11 protein-coding genes are annotated in these 22,222 nt (G+C 59.8%); 6 read left to right on the top strand and 5 right to left on the bottom strand.

The window, feature by feature from the left end; all coding sequences use genetic code 11:
- Window positions 1-138 precede the first annotated feature (138 nt).
- The 5 genes from AC3WP7_RS21980 to tpx form a co-directional block, all read right to left on the bottom strand.
- Window positions 139-1,608 (bottom strand): efflux transporter outer membrane subunit, encoded by a 1,470-nt coding sequence (locus AC3WP7_RS21980; protein ID WP_092249070.1) that lies wholly within the window; start codon window positions 1,606-1,608, stop codon window positions 139-141.
- Window positions 1,605-4,712 carry an efflux RND transporter permease subunit gene (locus AC3WP7_RS21975; protein WP_071490593.1) on the bottom strand — a complete coding sequence of 1,036 codons (3,108 nt, stop codon included), beginning with the start codon at window positions 4,710-4,712 and terminating at the stop codon, window positions 1,605-1,607. Before AC3WP7_RS21975 ends, AC3WP7_RS21980 begins: the two co-directional genes overlap by 4 nt.
- Window positions 4,709-7,810, bottom strand: coding sequence for an MdtB/MuxB family multidrug efflux RND transporter permease subunit (locus tag AC3WP7_RS21970; protein ID WP_102592976.1), 3,102 nt, complete (start codon window positions 7,808-7,810; stop codon window positions 4,709-4,711). The genes AC3WP7_RS21975 and AC3WP7_RS21970 overlap by 4 nt, the downstream gene beginning before the upstream one ends.
- Complete coding sequence (locus AC3WP7_RS21965; RefSeq protein WP_102592977.1) at window positions 7,807-9,108, bottom strand: MdtA/MuxA family multidrug efflux RND transporter periplasmic adaptor subunit; 1,302 nt, start codon at window positions 9,106-9,108, stop codon at window positions 7,807-7,809. Before AC3WP7_RS21965 ends, AC3WP7_RS21970 begins: the two co-directional genes overlap by 4 nt.
- A 231-nt stretch (window positions 9,109-9,339) precedes the next feature.
- Window positions 9,340-9,840 carry a thiol peroxidase gene (gene tpx, locus AC3WP7_RS21960; RefSeq protein WP_092249064.1) on the bottom strand — a complete coding sequence of 167 codons (501 nt, stop codon included), beginning with the start codon at window positions 9,838-9,840 and terminating at the stop codon, window positions 9,340-9,342.
- 158 nt (window positions 9,841-9,998) lie between these two features.
- Between tpx and AC3WP7_RS21955 the strand changes: the two genes are divergently transcribed.
- The 6 genes from AC3WP7_RS21955 to AC3WP7_RS21930 all read left to right on the top strand — a co-directional run bounded on the left by AC3WP7_RS21955 (window position 9,999) and on the right by AC3WP7_RS21930 (window position 22,210).
- On the top strand, window positions 9,999-11,288 hold the full coding sequence (locus AC3WP7_RS21955; protein WP_093530351.1) for a glycosyltransferase: 1,290 nt from the start codon (window positions 9,999-10,001) through the stop codon (window positions 11,286-11,288).
- A gap of 72 nt (window positions 11,289-11,360) precedes the next feature.
- A complete protein-coding gene (locus AC3WP7_RS21950) occupies window positions 11,361-12,266 on the top strand; it encodes an AraC family transcriptional regulator (RefSeq protein ID WP_071490598.1) in 906 nt (301 codons plus the stop codon).
- 141 nt (window positions 12,267-12,407) lie between these two features.
- Window positions 12,408-18,809 carry a hypothetical protein gene (locus tag AC3WP7_RS21945; protein WP_102592978.1) on the top strand — a complete coding sequence of 2,134 codons (6,402 nt, stop codon included), beginning with the start codon at window positions 12,408-12,410 and terminating at the stop codon, window positions 18,807-18,809.
- 293 nt (window positions 18,810-19,102) lie between these two features.
- Window positions 19,103-20,386: an ABC transporter substrate-binding protein gene (locus tag AC3WP7_RS21940; RefSeq protein WP_371858640.1), complete on the top strand. Its 1,284-nt coding sequence runs from the start codon at window positions 19,103-19,105 to the stop codon at window positions 20,384-20,386.
- A gap of 92 nt (window positions 20,387-20,478) precedes the next feature.
- Window positions 20,479-21,369: a carbohydrate ABC transporter permease gene (locus AC3WP7_RS21935; RefSeq protein WP_071490600.1), complete on the top strand. Its 891-nt coding sequence runs from the start codon at window positions 20,479-20,481 to the stop codon at window positions 21,367-21,369.
- A gap of 10 nt (window positions 21,370-21,379) precedes the next feature.
- On the top strand, window positions 21,380-22,210 hold the full coding sequence (locus tag AC3WP7_RS21930) for a carbohydrate ABC transporter permease (RefSeq protein WP_003173672.1): 831 nt from the start codon (window positions 21,380-21,382) through the stop codon (window positions 22,208-22,210).
- The last annotated feature ends 12 nt before the right edge of the window (window positions 22,211-22,222 follow it).

The raw sequence follows: 22,222 nt of genomic DNA, 5'->3' as shown, positions 1-22,222 counted from the left end.
GATGACTCAAAACGAGGGTTTGTTGAGGCCAAATATGGCGGTGGGACTTGGTGAGCGGGCTTATTGTGGTGAGCGGGCACGCCAACCTCAACACGCCTGTTCATCACAGCAAGCCCATCCATTGGATCGAGTTGATCTTCAGTTTTTGTCGGCGATCGGTGTCTGTCCATCCCAGCCACCGCCCAACGCGGCGATCAATTGCACACTGGCCACCAGGCGCGTCTGCAGCAAGGTCAGCACCGTGCGCTCGTTGCTCAGGGCCGTGGCCTGCACAGTGACCACATCCAGGTAGGCAATCAGCCCGGCCTTGTACTGGTTCTGGGTCAGGCGCAGCGACTCACGCGCTGCCGCCAGCGCTTCGTTGCTGACCACCGCCTCGTCCTCCAGCACCTTGAGCTGCACCATGTAGTTTTCCACTTCGCGGAAACCATCCAGCACCGTCTGGCGGTACTTGGCGACGGTTTCGTCATAGGAGGCCACGGTGCGGTCGACTTCAGCCGAACGTTGGCCGCCATCGAACAGGGTCATGGCCAGCTTGGGCCCCACCGACCAGAAGCGGTTCGGCAGGCTGATCCAGTCGGCGTAGGTGCTGCTGGAGTAACCACCGGCCAGGCTCAGGGTCAGGTCCGGGTAGTAGGCGGCCTTGGCCACGCCGATATTGGCGTTGGCGGCGATCACCGAGCGTTCGGCCGAGGCGATGTCCGGGCGACGCTCAAGCAACTGCGAGGGCAGGCTCACCGGGATCTGCGGCAGCGCCGGGATGTCCTTGCTCACCGCCAGGTTGAAGTTGGCCGGCGCCTCGCCAATCAGTACCGCAATCGCGTTTTCCAGCTGGGCGCGCTGCCAGATCAGGTCGATCAGGCTGGCCTGGGTGGTCTTGAGCTGGGTCTGCGCCTGGGCCACCGCGTCCTTGCCGGAAACACCGGCGCGGTACTGGTTTTCGGTCATTTGCAGGGAGCGCTGATAAGTCTCCAGGGTCGCTTGCAGCAGGCGTGTCTGTTCATCCATGACGCGCAGTTGCAGGTAGCTTTGCACCAGTTCCGACTGCTGGCTCAGGCGCATCGCCGCCAGGTCCGCCGAGCTGGCTTCGGCACTGGCCTCATTGGCTTCCAGGCCCCGGCGCAGCTTGCCCCAGATGTCCGCTTCCCAGCTCACGCCTAACTGCGCATTGAGGGTGTCGCGGATACCGCTGCTGGAACTGCTCAGGCTGGCGCTGCTGCTGCCGGTGCCCTGGCTGGCCCGAGTTTTCCCGGCGCTCAGGTCGACGGTGGGGTAAAACGCCCCACGGGAACTGCGCACCAGTGCCTGGGCCTGGCGAAAGCGCGCTTCGGCCTGGGCCACGGTCTGGTTGGAACTGTTCAGGCGCAGCACCAGCTCATTGAGCTGGCGGTCGCCGTACAACTCCCACCAGGCGCCACGGGCCAGGGAATCACTGGGGGTGGCCTGGCGCCACCCCTTGGCTTCCTTGAATTGCGCCGGTTCGACCACTTCCGGACGTTTGTAGTCGGGGCCGACGGCGCAGGCGCTGAGCAACACGCCGCAGAGCACCAGGCTCGCCACGCGGGAACCCCGGAACAGGGCCAATCGGGCAAAGGTTGAATCGGTCATAGCGCAGTGTCCAGGGCAGCATCGGTCCGCACGCCGCGCCAGGCGTTGAAGCGGTGGCGCGCGCGGTCGAGATAAAGGTAAACCACCGGGGTGGTGTAAAGGGTCAGGACCTGGCTGAACACCAGGCCACCGATAATGGTCAGGCCCAGGGGACGGCGCATTTCCGCGCCATCGCCCGCACCCAGCAGCAACGGCAAGGCGCCGAGGATGGCCGCCAGGGTGGTCATCAGGATCGGGCGCAAGCGCAGCAGGCAGGCACTGCGAATCGATTCGAGCGGCCCCATGCGGTCATTGCGTTCCAGCTGCAGCGCCAGGTCGATCATCAGGATCGCGTTTTTCTTCACCACCCCAATCAACAGGAACAGGCCCAGCAGGGAGATCAGGCTGAACTCGCCTCCCGTCAGGTAAATGGCGAGCATGGCGCCGACACCCGCCGAGGGCAAGGTCGAGAGAATGGTCAGCGGGTGAATGTAGCTTTCGTACAGAATGCCCAACACCAGGTACACCGCCACCAGCGCGCCGAGGATCATGAACGGCTGGCCCTTCTGCGTGGCCGCGAAGGCATCGGCGGTACCGGCCATCTTGGCAATCACGTCTTCCGGCAAGCCGACCTTGGCAATCGCCCGTTCGATGGCGGCCGTACCCTGCTCCACCGTCACGCCGGGCGCCATGTCGAAGGCGATGTCTTCCGAGGCGAACTGGCCTTCGTGGCTGACGCGGTCGTCGGCCAGGCTGTTCTCATAATGGGCGATGGTCGACAACGGCACCCGTGCGCCCGTGGACGTGATCACCTGCATCTGGTTGAGGGTGATCGGGTCCTGGGCATATTTCGGGTTGACCTCCATCACCACCTGATACTGGTTGAGGCTGTCGTAGATGGTCGAAATCTGCCGCTGGCTGTACGCGTTGTTCAGTACGGCCGTGACCATGTTCATGTCGATCCCCAGGCGCTTGGCCTGGTCGCGGTCGACAATCAACGTGACCTGCGCCGCACCGCGACCTTCACGGGCGTCGATGGCGGTGAGTTCCGGCAACTCGCGCAGCGCCGCGACCACTTTCGGGTACCACAGGCGCAATGCCGCCAGGTCGCCGCTTTGCAGGATGTAGGAATACTGCGCACTGGTCTGGTCGCGGCTACCGCCGAATTGCAGGTCCTGGTCGGCCATCAGGAACAGGCGCCCGCCCGGCACCAGCGGCACATCCTTGCGCAGACGCTCGATCACCGCCTGGGCGGAGACCTTGCGCTCGCTGATGGGCTTGAGGCGGACCAGCATCACCGCGTTGTTGGTGCCGTTGTTGCCGCCGATGAAGCCGGCCACGCTGAGCACCGCCGGGTCCTTGAGCACCGCCTTGCGGAAGGTCTCCATTTTCGGCTGCATCACGCTGAAGGACAGGCCGTCGTCACCGCGCACAAAACCGATCAATTGGCCGGTGTCCTGCTGGGGCATGAAGGTTTTCGGCACCACCACGTACAGCGCCACGTTCATGCCGATGGTCAGCAACAGGCTGAGCAGGGTCAGGCGCCGATGGCGCAGCACCCAGTCCAGGCTGGTGGCGTAGCCGGCGACCATGCGGTCGTTGATCTTCTGGCTCCAGCGTTGCAAACCGGTCATCTGCGTTTTGACGTGGGGTTTCAGCCAGCGCGCGCAGAGCATCGGGGTCAGGGTCAACGAGACAATCAACGACACAATGATCGCCGCCGACAGGGTGATGGAAAACTCGCGGAACAGGTTGGTGACAATCCCGCCCATGAACAGGATGGACAGGAACACCGCCACCAGCGACACGTTCATCGACAGCAAGGTAAAGCCGACTTCCTGTGCGCCCAGGTACGCCGCCTTCATCGGCGGCACGCCTTCGTCGATGTGCCGGGAGATGTTCTCCAGCACCACGATGGCATCGTCCACCACCAGGCCGGTGGCCAGGATCAACGCCATCAGCGAGAAGTTGTTCAACGAGAACCCGTACAGGTACATCACCGCAAAGGTGCCCACCAGCGACACCGGCACCGCCAGGGTCGGGATCAGCGAGGCGCGGAAATTCCCCAGGAACAGGTACACCACCAGGATCACCAGCCCCACGGCAATCAGCAAGGTCATCTCGGCTTCATGCAAGGTGGCGGTGATCACCGGCGAGCGGTCCATGGCCAGGCTCAGCTTGACGCTGGACGGTAGCACCGCCTGCAACGCCGGCAACTGCGCCTTGATCTGCCGCACCGTCTCGATGATGTTGGCACCGGACTGGCGGTTGATCACCAGCAGTACCGCCGAGTCGTTATTGAAGAAGCCGCTGTTATAGCGGTCTTCCACACCGTCGCTGATCTTGGCCACATCCCCAAGGCGCAGGGCAGCGCCGTTCTGGTAGCGAATCAGCAGCGGCTCGTAGTCCTTGGCCTTTTCCAACTGGTCGTTGGCCTGGATCTGCCAGTTACGCTCATTGTCTTCCAGCGAGCCCTTGGGCCGGCGCTGGTTGGCGTTGGCGATGGTGTTGCGCACATCATCGAGGGCCACGCCGTACTGGTCGAGAGCCTTGGGCTCCAGCTCGATGCGCACGGCCGGCAGGGAGCTGCCGCCGATCTGCACTTCGCCCACACCCGGAACCTGCGAGAGGCTCTGGGAAAGAATGGTCGAGGCCAGGTCGTACAACTGGCCCTTCTGCAACACGTCCGAGGTCAGCGACAGCACCATGATCGGCGCCTGGGACGGGTTGATCTTCTTGTAGGTGGGCATGCTGCGCATACCGCTGGGCAGCAGGTTGCGCGAGGCGTTGATCGCCGCCTGCACTTCCCGCGCCGCGCCGTTGATGTCGCGGTCGGAATCGAACGCGAGGATCACCCGGGTAGAGCCCTGGCTCGACGAACTGCTCATGGTGGTGATGCCGGCAATCGCGCCGAACGAACGCTCCAGCGGCGTGGCCACGGTAGACGCCATCACTTCGGGGCTGGCGCCTGGCAAGCTGGCCGATACCACGATCACCGGAAAATCGATCTGCGGCAGTGGCGATACCGGCAGCAGGTTGAAGCTGACACCGCCGAGCAACAGGATCGCCAGGCTCAGCAGCATGGTCGCGACCGGCCGGCGGATGAAAGGTCCGGACAGGTTCATGACTCAACCGGCTCCAGGCTTTGCGGCTCTTTGCGCCAGCGGCGGCCAAGGCGATCGAAGTACAGGTAGATCACCGGGGTGGTGAACAGCGTCAACACCTGGCTCACCAGCAGACCGCCGACCATCACCAGGCCCAGCGGTTGGCGCAATTCCGCGCCGGAACCGGTGGCCAGCATCAACGGCACCGCGCCGAACAACGCCGCCAGGGTGGTCATCAGGATCGGCCGGAAGCGCAGCAGCGCCGCCTGGTAAATGGCGGTCTGCGGGTCGAGGCCCTGGTTGCGTTCAGCGTCGAGGGCGAAGTCGATCATCATGATCGCGTTCTTCTTGACGATACCGATCAACAGAATGATGCCGATGATCGCGATCATGCCCAGGTCATTGCCGCTGAGCAGCAAGGCCAGCAAGGCTCCCACCGCCGCCGATGGCAAGGTCGAGAGAATGGTGATCGGGTGGATATAGCTCTCGTAGAGCACACCGAGCACGATGTACATGGTGACCACCGCCGCCAGGATCAGCAGCAAGGTGCTCGACAGCGACGCTTCGAACGCCTGGGCTGCGCCCTGGAACTGAGTCTGCACGCCCACCGGCATACCGATGTCTTTCCGGGTCTGGTTGATCAGCTCCACGCCTTTGCCCAGCGCGACGCCGGGGGCCAGGTTGAACGACATCATCACCGCCGGGAACTGGCCGATATGGGCAATCGCCAACTGCGCCTGACGCTGTTCCACATGGGCCAGACTGGACAAGCGCACCTGGCCGCCATCGGTGGTTTTCACGTGGATCTGGTTCAGCGCGTCCGGCCCGAGTGTCTCGCCGGACTGGGCCTGCAACACCACGCGGTACTGGCTGGCCTGGGTGTAGATGGTGGAAATCTGCCGCTGGCCGAAGGCGTCGTACAGGGCGTCGGTGATGGTCGATACGCTCACGCCCAGGCGCGAGGCCGCATCGCGGTCGATCACCAGGTACACCTGCAGGCCTTTGTCCTGCAGGTCGCTGGCCACATCAGTGAGTTCCGGCAACTGGCTGAGCGCATGCACCAGCTTGTCGCTCCACAGCGCCAGCAGCTCGGCGTCCGGCGAGGACATGCTGAACTGGTACTGGGTACGGCTCACACGGTCTTCTATGGTCAGGTCCTGCACCGGCTGCATGAACAGGCGGATGCCCACCAGCTTGTCGATCTCCGGCTGCAAACGGGTGATCACCTGGGCTGCGCTCAAGTCACGCTGGCCGTGGGCCTTGAGGTTGATCAACAGGCGCCCGCTGTTGAGGGTAGCGTTATCGCCGTCCACACCAATATACGACGACAGGCTTTCCACCGCTGGATCGGCCAGGATGATCTTGGCCAGCTCCTGCTGGCGCTGGCTCATGGCGGCGAAGGAAATCGACTGCGGCGCTTCGGAAATGCCCTGGATCACGCCGGTATCCTGCACCGGGAAGAACCCCTTGGGCACCACCAGATACAGGAATACAGTGAGTCCCAGGGTGGCGATGGCCACCAGCAGGGTCAGTGGCTGGTGCTTGAGCACCCACTGCAACATGCTCCCGTAACGCGCAATCAACCAATCGATCCAGGCACCGCTGGCCTTGTAGAAACGCCCCTGCTCTTCCTCTTTTGGCTCACGCTTGAGCAAGCGTGCGCACATCATCGGCGTGAGGGTCAGGGACACCACCAGGGAAATCAGGATCGCCACCGCCAGGGTAATGGCGAACTCACGGAACAGGCGCCCGACCACGTCGGCCATGAACAGCAGCGGGATCAACACTGCAATCAGCGACAGCGTCAGGGAAATCAGGGTGAAACCGATCTGCTTGGCGCCCTTGAGGGCGGCGGCCAATGGTGTTTCGCCTTCCTCGATATAGCGGGAAATGTTCTCCAGCATCACGATCGCGTCATCCACCACGAACCCGGTGGCGATGGTCAGCGCCATCAGCGTCAGGTTGTTGATGGAGAATCCGGCCAGGTACATCACGCCAAAGGTGCCCACCAGCGACAGCGGCACGGCGATGGACGGGATGATCGTGGCACTGACCCGGCGCAGGAACAGGAACGTCACCATGACCACCAGGGCGATGGCGATAAGCAATTCGTGTTGCACATCCTTGACCGAGGCGCGGATGGTCTGGGTACGGTCGGTGAGCACCGTCACATCGAGGCCGGCCGGCAGGTTGTCGGTGATGCTGGGCAGCAATGCCTTGATGCGGTCCACCACCTCGATCACGTTGGCACCCGGCTGGCGCTGGATGTTCAGCAGCACCGCCTGGTTTTCATTGGCCCAGGCGGCAAGGCGTTCGTTTTCAGCGCCGTCGACGATCTGCGCCACGTCCTTGAGGCGCAATGGCGCGCCGTTGTTGTAGGCCAGGATCAGTTCGGCATATTGCGCGGGCGAGACCAACTGGTCGTTGGCATCGAGCATCGACACACGGGTCGGCCCGTCGAAGTTGCCCTTGGGCTGGTTGACGTTGGACGCGGCGATCAGCGTGCGCACATCGGACAGGTTCAAGCCGTTGGCCGCCAGGGCCTCGGGGTTGACCTTGATGCGCACCGCCTGGCGCTGGCCGCCGGCGATGCTGACCATGCCGACGCCGCTGATCTGCGCGATTTTCTGCGCCATCCGCGTATCCACCAGATCATTGAGCTTGGGCAGCAGCATGGTCTTGGAGGTGATCGCCAGGGTCAGCACCGGAGTGTCCGCCGGGTTGACCTTGTTGTACACCGGCGGCGCCGGCAGATCCTTGGGCAGCAGGTTGGTGGCCGCGTTGATCGCGGCCTGCACCTGCTGCTCGGCGACATCCATATTGATGTCGAGGTTGAAACGCAGGGTCAGCACCGACGCTCCGCCGGAACTGGTGGAGGCCATCTGTGTGAGGCCGGGCATTTGCCCGAACTGGCGCTCCAGCGGTGCGGTGACCGCACTGGTCATCACGTCCGGGCTGGCCCCTGGGTACAGGGTCATCACCCGGATCGTCGGGTAATCCACCTGGGGCAAGGCCGACACCGGCAACAAGCGGTACGCGATGATGCCGGCCAGGACAATGGCCAGCATGCTCAGCGTAGTGGCGACCGGGCGAAGGATAAACAGCCGCGACAGGTTCATGAACCGACCTTTTGCGCCTTGCCGGCGGAGGAACCGGTCTCCCCTTTAGCCGCAGGCTTGCCTTGCAGGTGTTCGGTCGGGGTGGTCGGCACTTCGCTGCTGTCGTTGACCACTTCGATCTCGCTGCCGTCCTTCAAGCGGTCGGTGCCTTCCAAAACCACGCGGTCGCCAGCCTTGAGGCCCTCTTTGATCACCGTGTTGTCGCCATCGGAATCACCGACCACCAGGGGCTGCATCTTGACCTTCTTGTCACCGTCCAGCACGTAGACGAAGGTTCCGGTGTTACCAAACTGGATCGCCGCCGACGGCGCCAGCACCACGTTATGCAGGGTATCGGCCAGCAAGTGCACATTGACGAACTGGTTGGGGAACAGCGCCTGGTCCTTGTTATCGAAACGCGCCTTGAACTTCAGGGTGCCGGTGGTGACGTCTATCTGGTTGTCCAGGCTTTGCAGCACGCCGGTGGCCTGCTTCTTCACGTCGCCACGGTCCCAGGCCTCTACAGGCAGCTTGTTGCCGGCGTGGTAGCGGGTGAGCACGGTTTCCAGGGTGTTTTCCGGCAGAGTGAAGGCCACGCTGATCGGTTGTGTCTGGGTGATCACCGCGAGTGAGGTGGTGTCGTTGGCCGCCACCAGGTTGCCTACGTCGACCTGGCGCAGGCCCACGCGGCCGCTGATCGGTGCGCGGATCTTGGTGAATTCGAGGTTGAGCTTGGCGTCATCCACCGCGCCCTGGTTGGTCTTGACCGTGCCCTGGTATTGCAGGACCAGCGCTTCGGCGGTGTCCAGGGTCTGCTTGGCGATGCTGTCCTGGGCGTACAGGTCGCGGTAACGCTGCACATCAACCTGGGCGTTCTTCAACTGAGCCTGGTTCTGCATCAGCGTGCCCTGGGCCTGGAGCAAGGCGTTCTGGTAGCTGCGCGGGTCGATCTCGGCGAGCAGGTCGCCGGCCTTGACCATCTGGCCTTCCTCAAAGGCAATCTTCACCAGCTCGCCGCCTACCCGGCTGCGCACATTGATGGTGTTGAGCGCGGTCACCGTGCCCAGCGCCTTGTAGTACACCGGGAACTCCCCCAGCACGGCGGGCGCCACGCGCACCGGTACCGGGCCGACGGAGCCGCCGAACCCCGGGCGCATCATCCCCGTCTTGCCGGCATGGCCCGCGGGCTTTTCGGCGCCATCCTTATGGCTGCCGGGCCAGAACTTCCAGCACAGGCCGGCGATAACCAGCAGCACAAGCAGGCCGAACAGCCAGCGGCGGGACTTACGGGGGGAGGATTGCATGGAGTGATCAACCATTGGGCGCGAGAGCTTCTTCTTTGGGAGGCTGAAAGATAAGCACTGGGGCGCATTTAGAAAAGCGCCTTTACCGGCTATTTACCTTGGGCTTACAACTTTTAACTTCTGATCTTAGTCTGCCCGCTATTTCGCTAAGCAGTTGAGACACAAATAAAAACGGCCTGGACTAGGCCAGGCCGCAATCATGCATCACGCGTGTTACTGCAAAACGACAGTAACGTACCGAAACAGTTACTTCAAAACAGCCAGGGCTGCTTCGTAGTTCGGCTCCTGGCCGATTTCCGCAACCAGCTCGCTGTGCAGCACAGTGTTGTTCTCGTCCAGTACCACCACGGCGCGGGCGGTCAGGCCCTGCAGTGGGCCGTCGGCGAGGGAAACGCCGTAGTCGACAGCGAAGTCGGCGTTGCGGAAGTCCGACAGGCTCAGCACATTGTCCAGGCCTTCGGTGCCGCAGAAACGCTTCTGGGCAAACGGCAGATCAGAGGAAATGCACAGCACGACCGTGTTGCTCAGGTCGTTGGCCTGGGCGTTGAACTTGCGTACCGAGGTCGCGCAGGTCGGGGTATCAACGCTTGGGAAGATGTTCAGAACCTTGCGCTTGCCGGCGAAGGTTTCCAGGGTCGCTTGCGACAGGTCGACAGCAACCAGGCTGAATTCAGGAGCGGTGGAGCCGGTTTTCGGCAGTTCGCCTTCAACCTGGACAGGATTACCACGAAGGGTGACTTGAGCCATGAACAGAATCCTTATGCTGGGTTTGATGAAACGAATTCGAGAGGCGGAAGTTAACCACAAAGTGCGATGGCTACCTACCGCCAGACATAAATTCTCATGCCGCCGGTTATGGTTTAATTGCGCGCCGATCGCCCTGCCCTTCAAGGAACCTGTTGTTGATGAATCAGCCTGCCACCAAAGTCCTGGTCATTGGTTATGTCTGGCCGGAGCCGCGTTCCTCGGCCGCAGGCGGGCATATGATGCAGATTCTTGAGAGCTTTCTGACACAAGGTTGGGACATAACCTTCAGCAGCCCCGCAACCATCGGCGAGCACAAGGCCGATTTGCCCGCGCTGGGCATCGCCGAATGCCTAATCGAACTCAATAACAGCAGTTTCGATGATTTTATCCGCGAACTCGCCCCGGATATCGTGCTGTTCGACCGCTTCATGATGGAAGAGCAGTTTGGCTGGCGTGTCGAGAAACAATGCCCCGATGCCCTTCGCGTCCTGGAAACCAGCGACCTGCAAAGCCTGCGCGATGCCCGGCACCAGCACCTCAAGGACCACCTGAGGACGCATCCAGACAGTAACGACTTCAGCGCCCTGTTCAATTTGGCCCTGGACGAAGAATTCCGGCTAATGGCCGACACTGACATTGCCAAGCGCGAAATCGCCGCGATTTATCGCTGTGACATCAGCCTGATGATCTCCGACGCAGAGGCACGCCTGCTCACCGAGCAGTTCAAGGTGCCCGCCGCCCTGCTCCACTGGTGCCCGCTGATGCTGGAACCGCCGACCGAGCCCTTCGCGCCATTTGAAGACCGTGCCCATTTCCTCAGCATCGGCAACTTCCGCCACGCCCCCAACTGGGATGCGGTGCTGTGGATGAAGAACAGCCTGTGGCCGCTGATCCGCCAGCAACTCCCGGGAGCGCAACTGCACATTTATGGCGCCTACACCCCGCCCAAAGCCACGGCCCTGCACAACCCGGCGCAGGGCTTTCATGTAATGAACTGGGCCGAAGACGCCCTGCAAGTGATGTCCGCGGCGCGCATCTGCCTGGCACCCTTGCGATTCGGCGCCGGGATCAAGGGCAAGCTGGCGGATGCGATGCTGTGCGGCACGCCAAACGTCACCACGCCGATCGGTGCCGAGGCCATGGGGGATGAACAGCCGTGGCCTGGTGCCGTGGAACAAAGCGCCCCGGCCCTCGCGGCAGCCGCGGTGGCCCTGTATCAAGACTGTGAACGCTGGAACCAGGCCCAGGAGGACGGTCGCCGACTGCTGGCCAGACGGTATGACCAGAACATCCATGGCCCGGCGCTGGTGGCCTGCCTGGAGCAGTGCCGCGGGCGCCTTTCGGCCCATCGCCGCGATAACTTCACCGGCAGCATGCTGCGCCACCATGCCCACAAAAGTACGCAGTACATGTCCCAGTGGATCGAGGCAAAAAACCGCAACGTATAAACATCGACGCTGGCGAGGTCGTGCGCAAGGGGGCATTATCCTACGCAGCAACCACAATAAAGCGACGGCAGCATGACCCGAGCAACGCGCATCACCGACCCTTCCTACGAACTGATGGACGACCACAACGGCCTGTCCATTATTTATCGCCAACACGGTTTCCCTTGCCCGCTGGTGCGCTGGCACTTCCACAAGGAATACGAGCTGCACCTGATCGTCGCCAGCTCCGGCAAGGTGTTTATCGGTGACTACATCGGCAACTTCTACCCGGAAAGTCTGTTCCTCACCGGCCCCAACCTGCCCCATAACTGGATCAGCCAGGTGGAGGAAGACGAGGTGGTGCCCAAGCGCGACATGTTGGTGAACTTTACCGATGAGCTGTTCGAGCACGGCAGCCACATCTTCGCCGAACTCAAAAGCCTGGCGCCGCTGCTGGAGCGGGCACAGTCCGGCATCGAGTTTCGCTGCAAAAAGACCATCGCCCAGGCCATGACCTTGATGCAACGCATCGAGGACGCCCAGGGCATGGCGCGCCTGGGGCACTTCTTTATCCTGCTGGACGTGTTGAGCGCCTGCGAGGACTACCAACTGCTGTCCGGTGTAACCACGCCGCAACTGGCCGACGAGCACAGCATCGACCGCACCAACCGCGCCGTAGACTACATTTTCGCCCACTACGCGCGGGAGTTGCCGCTCGAAGAAGTGGCGGAATACTTGGGCATGAAGCCCACTTACTTCTCTCGCGTGTTCAAACAGGCCACCGGGCGCACATTCATCGAGTTCGTCAACCGGTTGCGTATCAGCAAATCCTGCGAGTTGTTGGCCGATGGGGATAAAGCCGTGACGGATGTGTGTTTCGAGTCGGGCTTCAACAATATCTCCAACTTCAACCGGCGCTTCCAGCAACTCAAGGGCATGACCCCTTCCCACTACCGTCGCCTGGCGGTGCAGCGACTGACTGAGCAGAACCTCGCCTGAAACAGCGACGCCTCCCTAGATAGATCTATAGGGGAATTCAAAAGGAACCTAACAGCGCTGGTTGCCACGTAAGAAAAGTGTCTTCCATTTTCCATTTACGCGGAATTTCCTGCCTATATCCGCTGCTGTTGAGGACTTCTCATGATCGGGCTTCCAGTCTCAAACCACCGCACAACCACTGCGCAGCGTGATAACCCGAAACCACCGGCTGGCACGCTCCGCACCTCGGTCACCTCCATCGTCATCGGACTTTTCGCTAACCCCATCGACCAACGCCAGACACCTTTCACCCCGCCGGTTGATCTGCCGGATCGCACGCGTCAGCGCATTGAATCCTTGCTCAGATTCAGAGCGACAAAAGGACAATCAAGCTTGTTCGAGCAGATCAGGCAACACGTGATGAGTTCGCCTGATCCGCTGGCAGCTCCCGCAGTACGGGCAGAGGTCGAGAAACTTCTTGGTCAGCCAAGTGCGCTCGATCCGCAAAAAAACGCCGAGCAGTTGATTCAAGAAATCATTGATAGTCCCGTGCCCAGCGCGCCAAAAATTCGCCCTGTTTCTTCGCGCTTACGTCGAGATCTGCAGAACGCGCCCCCCAGCCAGGACACAGGCAACGCCTCGCTGCGCAAGTTCGCCGACACATTGGTTGACAAGGCTGATGCGGAGTTGGCGATCAATACAGCCTACACCCTGATCAACGCGTTGCTTAACGATAAAGAGCTGGCTCTAAAAGGCACCCAATACACGGTTCACGTCGAGCCCGACTCCACTTTTGGCCTGGCCCTTGCCGAGCTGGATGATGCGCTTCGCTCGGAACCCTTCAAATCGTTTGCCCAAACCCATGACATCGATAGTGAATCGTTGGTGATCGACCCCGCCGGGCGCCTCCTCCTGCAGCAGGAGGACCACGACATTGATATCAGCCAGTACGACAAAGACAGTTTTTCAAGGGCAACATCGGAGGTTTTCAAAGCGGTCACAAAAGTGGCGGGCTCCAGTCGTGAACCTTTCAGATTTTTCGGGCGAGACCGGGCGTTTCCTGAGCTGATTACCAACTTCTATGGCGTGCCACTGCCCCATGATTACTCCCGAAACTACAATGAGGATACGTTATTCAACATTGGGCAGTTGATTCGTGAGGGAACATTTCCTTCGCTACGTCATTCCGACCCGCTTTACGAGCAACACTATGCCCCCGTCAAGCAACGTCAACAGCAAGCCAAGCAACAAATCGTCGATCTGCCTGCGGAGCAACTGGATCAACGCCTCGCTCGCTATGCGCCGTTGACCGCAACCCAAAGGGTTCAGGAGGCCGACGAGGCGCTGGCATGGCAGTGCAGCGAGACGCTGCTGAAACAATTGCCAGCGCTGAATGGTGGAAATGACAATACGCCACCTATGCTCAATGAAGTGCCCGAGTACTCAACCTTCAACCAAGTTCGCCAGCAGCTTCTGAATGCGTTCACAAGCACCACTTTTACCGACTTTGCGCAGAAACAAGGCCTTGATCCCAAGACGGCCCGCATCAACCCCGACACAGGCACCCTGACCGCCAACGTGAAAGGCGTGGAAATCACGTTCACCCTGAACGATGTGTCAGAAAAGTCAGAAGAGTGGAGTAATGTCTGGCTCAAGATAAAGCAGGCGGTGCAGCAGATGGCCGCAGGCTCTCATGCCAATGTGCACTACCCTGCTCCGCCCACCGCAACACTGAACGAGGTGATGCGTTTCTACAATGAGCAAATGCCCCCTCAGCCAGACACCCGACAACCCGACTGGAAAGAACACCAACTGAACACCTTGCTAAATCGTGGCTTAGCATTGGTTCAAAATCAAACCTTCAGCGCACTGGTCGACACCTCGTTGAACGATCCCCAGTCTGTCGCCGTACGGCAAAACCAGCAGGCCGTGACGCAAATGCTGGCCTCTACGCCGCTCTCCCCCTCGCCACTTGAAAAACTGGCCGCCGCCATCAAAGCCAGCCGGGCGGCGCTTGTGGAATCTGAGGACACCCCCGAAGACCTTTTGGCGCGCGCCGAAGGTGAGCTTGCCACCACTGTTCATCGTGCAATGCTTGAACTGAAACTCGCCCCCGAACAAGCCGCATCGAAAATCATCCAACTGATACCGCCCAACAGCCTGTTCGGTCAATGGCGGGCCTACCTGCACAAAGCCCTCAATAGCCAGGGTTTCAAGGCGTGGGCGCATGAGCAGAAGGTTGACCTGGCTTCCTTGCGTTATGACCCCACGGACAACGCGCTGGTTAGCAAGGTTGGGGCGCAAGAACAGCGTTTCACTGCCACCGCGTTCGCGCAAAAGTACCCCAATTACTTTGACGCGCTGGCGCCCGTGCTAACCGCAGCGCAGGCATTCGCGAATCAAACACAACCCATTGCACTGCTTCACGCCGAATCCAACGGTGCTCCCTACCAATGGGTGGCCAACTTTTATAGCCTCAGCGACACCCCCGGCAGCACGAGATTTGACCAACAGGCTGCCTTGATGGGCCGCACCCAACAATTTCCCAACCCACCTGATAACCCAGAAAACACAATGGGCTGGCTGGCCCGGCAAAACACCGCAGTGGGTGACAGCAACGACCGTTACAGACTGATCCAAGCCTTGGAAAACTGGACACCGGACAGCGGCTCCAGGCGCCTTGTGGTCGATCCAGACTCTTCCCATCAACCCAAGGGCGTGACAACGGTTGCCGAATTTATCTCGCACAACAACTGGTACCCAGTGTCATCAAAAGCAGACAACGACAATTTGCTGAAGGCCTTGCAGACGCGGGCTCCCCACTCTCCTCCGCTGGGCAATCGCTGGGGGTTCCTGTCGACGCCACTGCCGCTGAATGCCGCGCAACGCGATGAGCTGGTCGAAGAGGCGAAAAAAAGGATCGGCACCAATAACACGCTCCTCAATTACCTCAGCAGTAGGGTTACCAACCTCAGTACCGATCCTGAACAGGCACTGGAGCAACTGCTTACCTGCAGTGATGCGCTTGAACTCGCCACCGATCTGCAAACCCGCATTAAGGTGGCTGTAACCTCAACCAGCTTGAGGAAGTTGCTTTTGACGTACCTGATACTGGAAGTTGATCCAACGGCCGGCACTCAACACAAGACCATTGCCGGAGCCGATTTGACCGACAACGATAACGTTGGCCGCAGCACTCACCTCAGGCGCGAACGCTTCACGCAACACCTGATTGAGAACAAAGGCATCCCTCGTCACCTTGCACCGGCAGTTGCGCACTTGCTTCTACAAGGGGCGGCACCGCAATTACTGGTGAAGGATGTACCGAAACAAGTAACGCTCGGCTCGCCGGAGGATGTCGAGTTTACGACTGCGGTCAACCGGATCGAATGGACAGCGCCTGGCGCGACCGCAAACATGACGTACCCGGAAATCATGAGTCTTCATAACATCCGGCCTATCTCAGCACTGGAAGCGCAGATATACAGCTACGCGCAAATGAATCCGTTATTGGATTGGGCGGCCATCCATAACAACGTTGATAAGAACAACTACACCCTGGAGCAATTGAAAGACAGCCAGCAGAAACTCCAGGCAGCCACCCAGGCCACCGCCGAAGCCGTCCAGTGGCTGAGAACAGTTGAAGCGCCCAATAGAAGGGACATGGCACTGAAAGTACTAAGAGAACAGTTCGGCAGCCATATCGACTATGAAAAACGCTTTATGATTGAAAACGAACTCGCTGGTTTGATCAGCGGGAGACACTATAGCCTGGCAGAAATCTATGAAGCAGGCAGGCTGGATGAAAGCTGGGGGCAGGAAGGCAATCATGTGGATTTCGACAGCCTGCGTAAAAAGGCCGGGGAACCTGGCTTTCCAGTGATCAACGATGAATTCGACAAGGCTATAAAGGCGGATTTCAATCTTCGCAGGCGGCATACCACGACACTGTTCGAGAACATGCTCAACAAGCTGCCTGTCGAAGAGCGCAAGAGCCTGCTTTATGGCGACGTAGAGTTTTTGAACGTTGAAGGCGCCGGCAGCGGCATGGTGATCACGTCGATCTACAACGGGGCCAGAAGAGATTTTGCGGTTTACCCGACGTGGGGCCAGATTGTAAGAATTGCCGACATTGATCCGGATACCCCCCTAGGCCAAAAAGTCAGCCTGGAAATCGATGCCGAGGCTTTCAAGACCGGCACTGAACCTAAATCGGGGGTTAAATCAGAAGTCGTTTTGAGAGCCACCGATCAACGCCTCCTGGATGACAATAACGAACCCTGGCCGTTACCGGTGTCCTTCCCTGCCCACCAGGAAAATGACGCGTTCTCCCCCCATTATGTGGCTGGAAGACTATCGAAATTGGCCAAAGTGATGGTCGACTCCACATACCTGTACAAATCCGACTTTGTCGACCTTCACCGTAATTGGTCCAGCAATACACTTGAAACGGCCACGCAACCCCGTGACTTCTTCAAGGCCATATGGCACTCCTTGCCCGGCACCAGCAGCTTGGAAGACCTTTATCACGGCCAATTCCTGAAAGCAGGCGTAGACCTTGGCATTGATGTCGCGATCCTTGTTGCCACAGAGGGCGCCAGCAATTTGTGGGGCTTGGCCAAATCTGCTGCATCTTGGGCGGCTGCCAAGGTATCCGCGGGGTTTATCGAGAAGTTTGGCGTTAAAGAGGTTGAAGCAATTGAGCTCAAGGACTTCACGGCTGCCACTACCACGCAATCAATCCGCTCGTTGAGCCGGCTTCAGGATGGCCAGCTAACTGAGCAGACAGCTGACATGGCCAATGGCAGCGTGTGGCTTTCCGGGGCTCAGGACCGGGCCAACATCACCGCCATACGCCAGGGCAATGAGTGGTATGCCTACGACGCAAAGACCATGGCCGCTTATGGTCCTGCGCTTGAGGGTTTTGTGTCTGACACATCCTCGGTCCTGAAACAAGAAACCTTTTCCGACGGCACAAAAGCCCTGGTCACCGAAAAGCCTTTGGCCGCAGATGCCTATACCGTCACGCGCACCCATGGCTTCGACTTGATCAACGAGGGCAAGGTTTACCGCTACGACTCTCGCCAACCAGGCTTGCTACGAGACCTGGAGTCAGCCGACCACTACACGCCGCTGGAAAGCTTTGAAGCCTGGTGCCCAGCCCCCAGTATCGGCGGCCGCGTCAAGCGCGGTGCCAACGACGTCTGTTTTACCAAGTTCATCGAGGAGGTATCCGGCGAATTGAAGCAGGAACTTCAGGCGCTTGAGCACGTGCGCCTGTTTCCCTCAGCGCCGAAGTTCCTGCGCAAGGGCCAGTTTGTGATTTTCGAACGCCGCCGCTGGAAAATGGTCGACGGCGAAAGGGGGCCAAAATTGCATCCGGTGCCTGGGACCAAGCCCATCGTCTACAAATCAAAAATCACCGGCACACTCAAAAATGAACCCGAATTCGGCTTTTTCAGCGCACAACACAGTGAGGGGCTGGAGCGAGAAACACGCGTGGTCAAGCTCAACCGCATCACTGATGCTGTCGACGATAAACGTGAACTGCGTGGGGTGATCGTTAACGACAAGGCACACGGCAGTACCGCCAAATACCTGGTGATCGAGGCGGATACCGCCGAGTTCTACTACGCACGATTGGAGGAGACACCCGGCAGCCAGCTGACGTTCAATAAATGCACGCGTAGGGAGCTGCCGATGGTGAGGGCTTACCGGAATAAATTCAGCATCCGTCAAGGTGCTGCCAACTTACCGTTTGATGCCAATTTCATTGCGCTGCCAAAATTGAAATTTGCCTTTGAAGATCTGGAGCGCACGGGCTACTTGAAAGAGGACATCGATGAGTTAAAAGCAATGTGCAAGAATCTGACGGATGAACAGCAACGCGAGGTTGTCTATCAGCTACAGCGGGCCAAAGCGATTGATAAAGCGGATATTGCCTTGCAACCCAACCAGGTTACCGCGCTGGACCATCCCGCCAACTTCACATCGTGGACCGCTGAACAGCAAAACAAATTCTACGCACAACAAGCGCAAGACAGCGTGAACCGTTCCATGAAAGCCACCGGCCTGGGGCCTGCTAACCAAATGCACTCAAAAGCGGACCTGGCCCGCACTGAGGCCGCAGATATGACGATTAACTGGTTGCGCAACACCGTACCGCCTGGGGCGTTGAACCATCCAAACCTGATTGTGAAGTCCGGGGCTGGAAACTGTGGGGAAATGGCTTTGCTATCCGAAAACATCATCGAAAAAAGCGGAGGAAAGGCCCAAACATGGTATGTGGAAGGAGGCGACCACGTATTCACAGTTGTCGGCGGACCGGCCTCGGGAGGTAAAGCCACCATTGATTTTTCACAATCCGAATGGAAAGACGCCTGGATCGTCGACCCCTGGGCCGAAATTTCATGCAGGGCATCCGAGTACACCGAGTCAGTGAAGAAGAAGATGGCCGAGTGGGACGCAAAAGGCCTGAAAATTCACACCCGTGGCCAATGGCGCAAGCCTGTGGACCCACAGTGGATCAAAGAGCTGACCACGCATGAAAAAAGAGCCTATTAAGTCGTAGCATCGTAACCTGCGAAGACCTGGCCCCACCGCGCTATTCAGGGCGCCAGGTTTTCGGATGCCCGCCGGCGTCAAGCCCCCACCTGAACTCAAGTGCAAAAAAGTATCAGTCCTAGTGCTCCCAAGGATTTGTCACATCGCCGTTTCAAGGCTGTAATCGACGCACACTCTTCCTGACTCCTTGTAGGAAGACACAACAACAATAACTGTCCTTCCGTAGCCCCCTGGGCATGGAAATGGAGTGCGCGATGAAGTTCACAGCAAAAGCACTGCTCGTCTCTACCTGCATGACCACCTGCATGACCCTCAGCGCCGTCAGCTTTGGCGCGCAGACCCTGACCATTGCCACCGTCAACAACAGCGACATGATCCGCATGCAAAAGCTCTCGAAAACCTTCGAGGCCGAGCATCCGGAGATCAAGCTGAACTGGGTGGTGCTCGAAGAAAACGTACTGCGCCAGCGCCTGACCACCGACATCGCCACCCAGGGTGGGCAGTTCGATGTATTGACCATCGGCATGTACGAAGCTGCACTGTGGGGCGCCAAGGGTTGGCTGGAGCCGATGAAGGATCTGCCGGCGTCCTACGACCTCGACGATGTCTTCCCTTCAGTACGTGACGGTTTGTCCGTCAAAGGCTCGCTGTACGCCCTGCCGTTCTACGCCGAAAGCTCGATCACCTATTACCGCACCGATCTGTTCAAGGACGCCGGGCTGACCATGCCCGAGCACCCGACCTGGACCCAGATCGGCGAATTCGCCAGCAAACTCACCGACAAGAGCAAAGAGCAATACGGCCTGTGCCTGCGCGGCAAAGCCGGTTGGGGCGAGAACATGGCGCTGATCACCACCCTGGCCAACGGCTACGGGGCGCGCTGGTTCGATGAGAAATGGCAGCCGGAATTCAACGGCCCTGAATGGAAGGACGCACTGAACTTCTACGTCGACAACATGAAGAAATCCGGCCCGCCGGGCGCTTCCAGCAACGGTTTCAACGAAAACCTGGCGCTGTTCAACAGCGGCAAGTGCGCGATCTGGGTGGATGCCAGCGTGGCCGGCTCGTTCGTCACCGACAAGACCCAGAGCAAAGTGGCTGACCATGTCGGCTTCACCTTTGCCCCTCATGAAAAGACCGACAAAGGTACGTCGTGGCTGTACTCCTGGAGCCTGGCGATCCCGACCAGTTCCAAGGCGAAGGACGCCGCCAAGGTGTTCACCAGCTGGGCCACCTCCAAGGAATATGGTGCCTTGGTCGCCAAGACCGACGGCGTCGCCAACGTACCGCCAGGCACGCGCAAGTCGACCTACAGCGACGAGTACATGAAAGCCGCACCGTTTGCCAAGGTGACGCTGGAATCGTTGAAAGTCGCGGACCCGACCAAACCGACGCTCAAGCCGGTGCCGTATATCGGTATCCAGTTGGTGACCATTCCTGAGTTCCAGGCGATTGGCACCCAGGTCGGCAAGTTCTTCTCGGGCGCGCTGACCGGTCAGCAGACAGTGGATCAAGCCTTGACCGCCGCGCAGACCACCACCGAGCGTGAGATGAAGCGGGCGGGTTACCCCAAATAACCCAGCCCCACCCACAGTCAAATGTGGGAGGGGGCAAGCCCCCCACCCACATTGACCGCGCTCCGATTCGTATCTGACTGGTCTTGACCCTAATGAATACACCCGCCAAAAACCGCCTGGCCAACCCCGGCTGGTTCCTCGTCAGCCCCTCGGTGGCCTTGCTGCTGCTGTGGATGATCGTGCCGCTGGGCATGACCCTGTACTTTTCGCTGATCCGCTACAACCTGCTCTACCCCGGTGAAAACGAGTTCGTGGGGTTGGAAAACTTCGCTTACTTCGTGACCGACTCGGGCTTCCTGCCCGGCGCCACCAATACCCTGTTGCTGGTGGGCAGCGTGCTGCTGATCAGTGTGGTGTTCGGTGTGTTGATCAGTGCCCTGCTCGAAGCCAGTGAGTTTTTCGGTCGTGGCCTGGTGCGGGTGCTGCTGATCTCGCCGTTCTTCATCATGCCTACCGTCGGCGCGCTGATCTGGAAGAACCTGATTTTCCACCCGGTGTCGGGGATTCTCGCTGCCGTGTGGAAGCTGTTCGGTGCCGAGCCGGTGGACTGGCTGGCGCACTACCCGTTGCTGTCGATCATCATCATCGTGTCGTGGCAATGGCTGCCCTTTGCGATCCTGCTGCTGATGACCGCCATGCAGTCCCTCGACCAGGAACAAAAGGAAGCTGCGCGTCTGGACGGTGCCGGCGCCATCGCGATCTTCTGGCACCTGACCCTGCCCCACCTGGCCCGGCCGATTGCCGTGGTGGTGATGATCGAAACGATCTTCCTGCTCTCGGTGTTCGCCGAAATCTTCACCACCACCAACGGTGGCCCCGGTTACGCCTCGACCAACCTCGCGTACCTGATCTACAACCAGGCGCTGGTGCAGTTCGACGTGGGCATGGCCTCGGCCGGCGGCTTGATTGCCGTGGTCATCGCCAATATCGCGGCGATCATCCTGGTGCGGATGATCGGCAAAAACCTGACTGACAAGCCTTGAGGGCCGCGCCATGACGCTTCAACAATCCCGCCGCCTGCAAAGCCTGTTGCTCGGCACCCTGGCCTGGGCCATCGCGATCCTGATTTTCTTCCCGATCTTCTGGATGGTGCTGACCAGCTTCAAGACCGAGATCGACGCGTTCGCCACGCCGCCGCAGTTCATCTTCACGCCGACGCTGGAGAACTACCTGCACATCAACGAGCGCAGCAACTACTTCAGTTATGCGTGGAACTCGGTGCTGATCTCCTTCAGCGCCACCGCCCTGTGCCTGCTGATCTCGGTGCCGGCCGCCTACTCCATGGCGTTCTACGAAACCCAGCGCACCAAAGGCACGCTGCTGTGGATGCTGTCGACCAAGATGCTGCCGCCGGTGGGCGTGCTGATGCCGATCTACCTGCTGGCCAAGAGCTTCGGCCTGCTGGATACACGCATCGCGCTGATCATCATCTACACCCTGATCAACCTGCCGATCGTGGTCTGGATGGTTTACACCTACTTCAAGGATATCCCCAAGGACATCCTCGAAGCCGCCCGCCTGGATGGCGCCACCCTATGGCAGGAAATGGTCCGTGTACTGCTGCCGATTGCCAAGGGTGGCCTGGCGTCAACCGTGTTGCTGTCGCTGATCCTGTGCTGGAACGAGGCGTTCTGGTCGCTGAACCTGACCTCGTCCGCCGCCGCGCCGCTGACCGCGCTGATCGCCTCCTACTCCAGCCCCGAAGGGCTGTTCTGGGCCAAATTGTCCGCCGTGTCGACCCTGGCCTGCGCGCCGATCCTGATCTTTGGCTGGATCAGCCAGAAACAGCTGGTGCGCGGTCTGTCCTTCGGCGCCGTTAAATAATAATTCCTAGCG

The organism is Pseudomonas sp. FW305-3-2-15-C-LB1, assembly GCF_058787615.1.
The sequence above is the reverse complement of the archived record's forward strand: the minus strand, read 5'-3'. Positions and strand labels throughout refer to the sequence as shown.

Coding starts and splice junctions, on each gene's coding strand:
- AC3WP7_RS21950 (WP_071490598.1), top strand. CDS start 11,361: ATGACCCGAGCAACGCGCATCACCGACCCTTCCTACGAACTGATGGAC.
- AC3WP7_RS21970 (WP_102592976.1), bottom strand. CDS start 7,810: ATGAACCTGTCGCGGCTGTTTATCCTTCGCCCGGTCGCCACTACGCTG.
- AC3WP7_RS21965 (WP_102592977.1), bottom strand. CDS start 9,108: ATGGTTGATCACTCCATGCAATCCTCCCCCCGTAAGTCCCGCCGCTGG.
- AC3WP7_RS21940 (WP_371858640.1), top strand. CDS start 19,103: ATGACCACCTGCATGACCCTCAGCGCCGTCAGCTTTGGCGCGCAGACC.
- AC3WP7_RS21935 (WP_071490600.1), top strand. CDS start 20,479: ATGAATACACCCGCCAAAAACCGCCTGGCCAACCCCGGCTGGTTCCTC.
- tpx (WP_092249064.1), bottom strand. CDS start 9,840: ATGGCTCAAGTCACCCTTCGTGGTAATCCTGTCCAGGTTGAAGGCGAA.
- AC3WP7_RS21955 (WP_093530351.1), top strand. CDS start 9,999: ATGAATCAGCCTGCCACCAAAGTCCTGGTCATTGGTTATGTCTGGCCG.
- AC3WP7_RS21975 (WP_071490593.1), bottom strand. CDS start 4,712: ATGAACCTGTCCGGACCTTTCATCCGCCGGCCGGTCGCGACCATGCTG.
- AC3WP7_RS21930 (WP_003173672.1), top strand. CDS start 21,380: ATGACGCTTCAACAATCCCGCCGCCTGCAAAGCCTGTTGCTCGGCACC.
- AC3WP7_RS21945 (WP_102592978.1), top strand. CDS start 12,408: ATGATCGGGCTTCCAGTCTCAAACCACCGCACAACCACTGCGCAGCGT.
- AC3WP7_RS21980 (WP_092249070.1), bottom strand. CDS start 1,608: ATGACCGATTCAACCTTTGCCCGATTGGCCCTGTTCCGGGGTTCCCGC.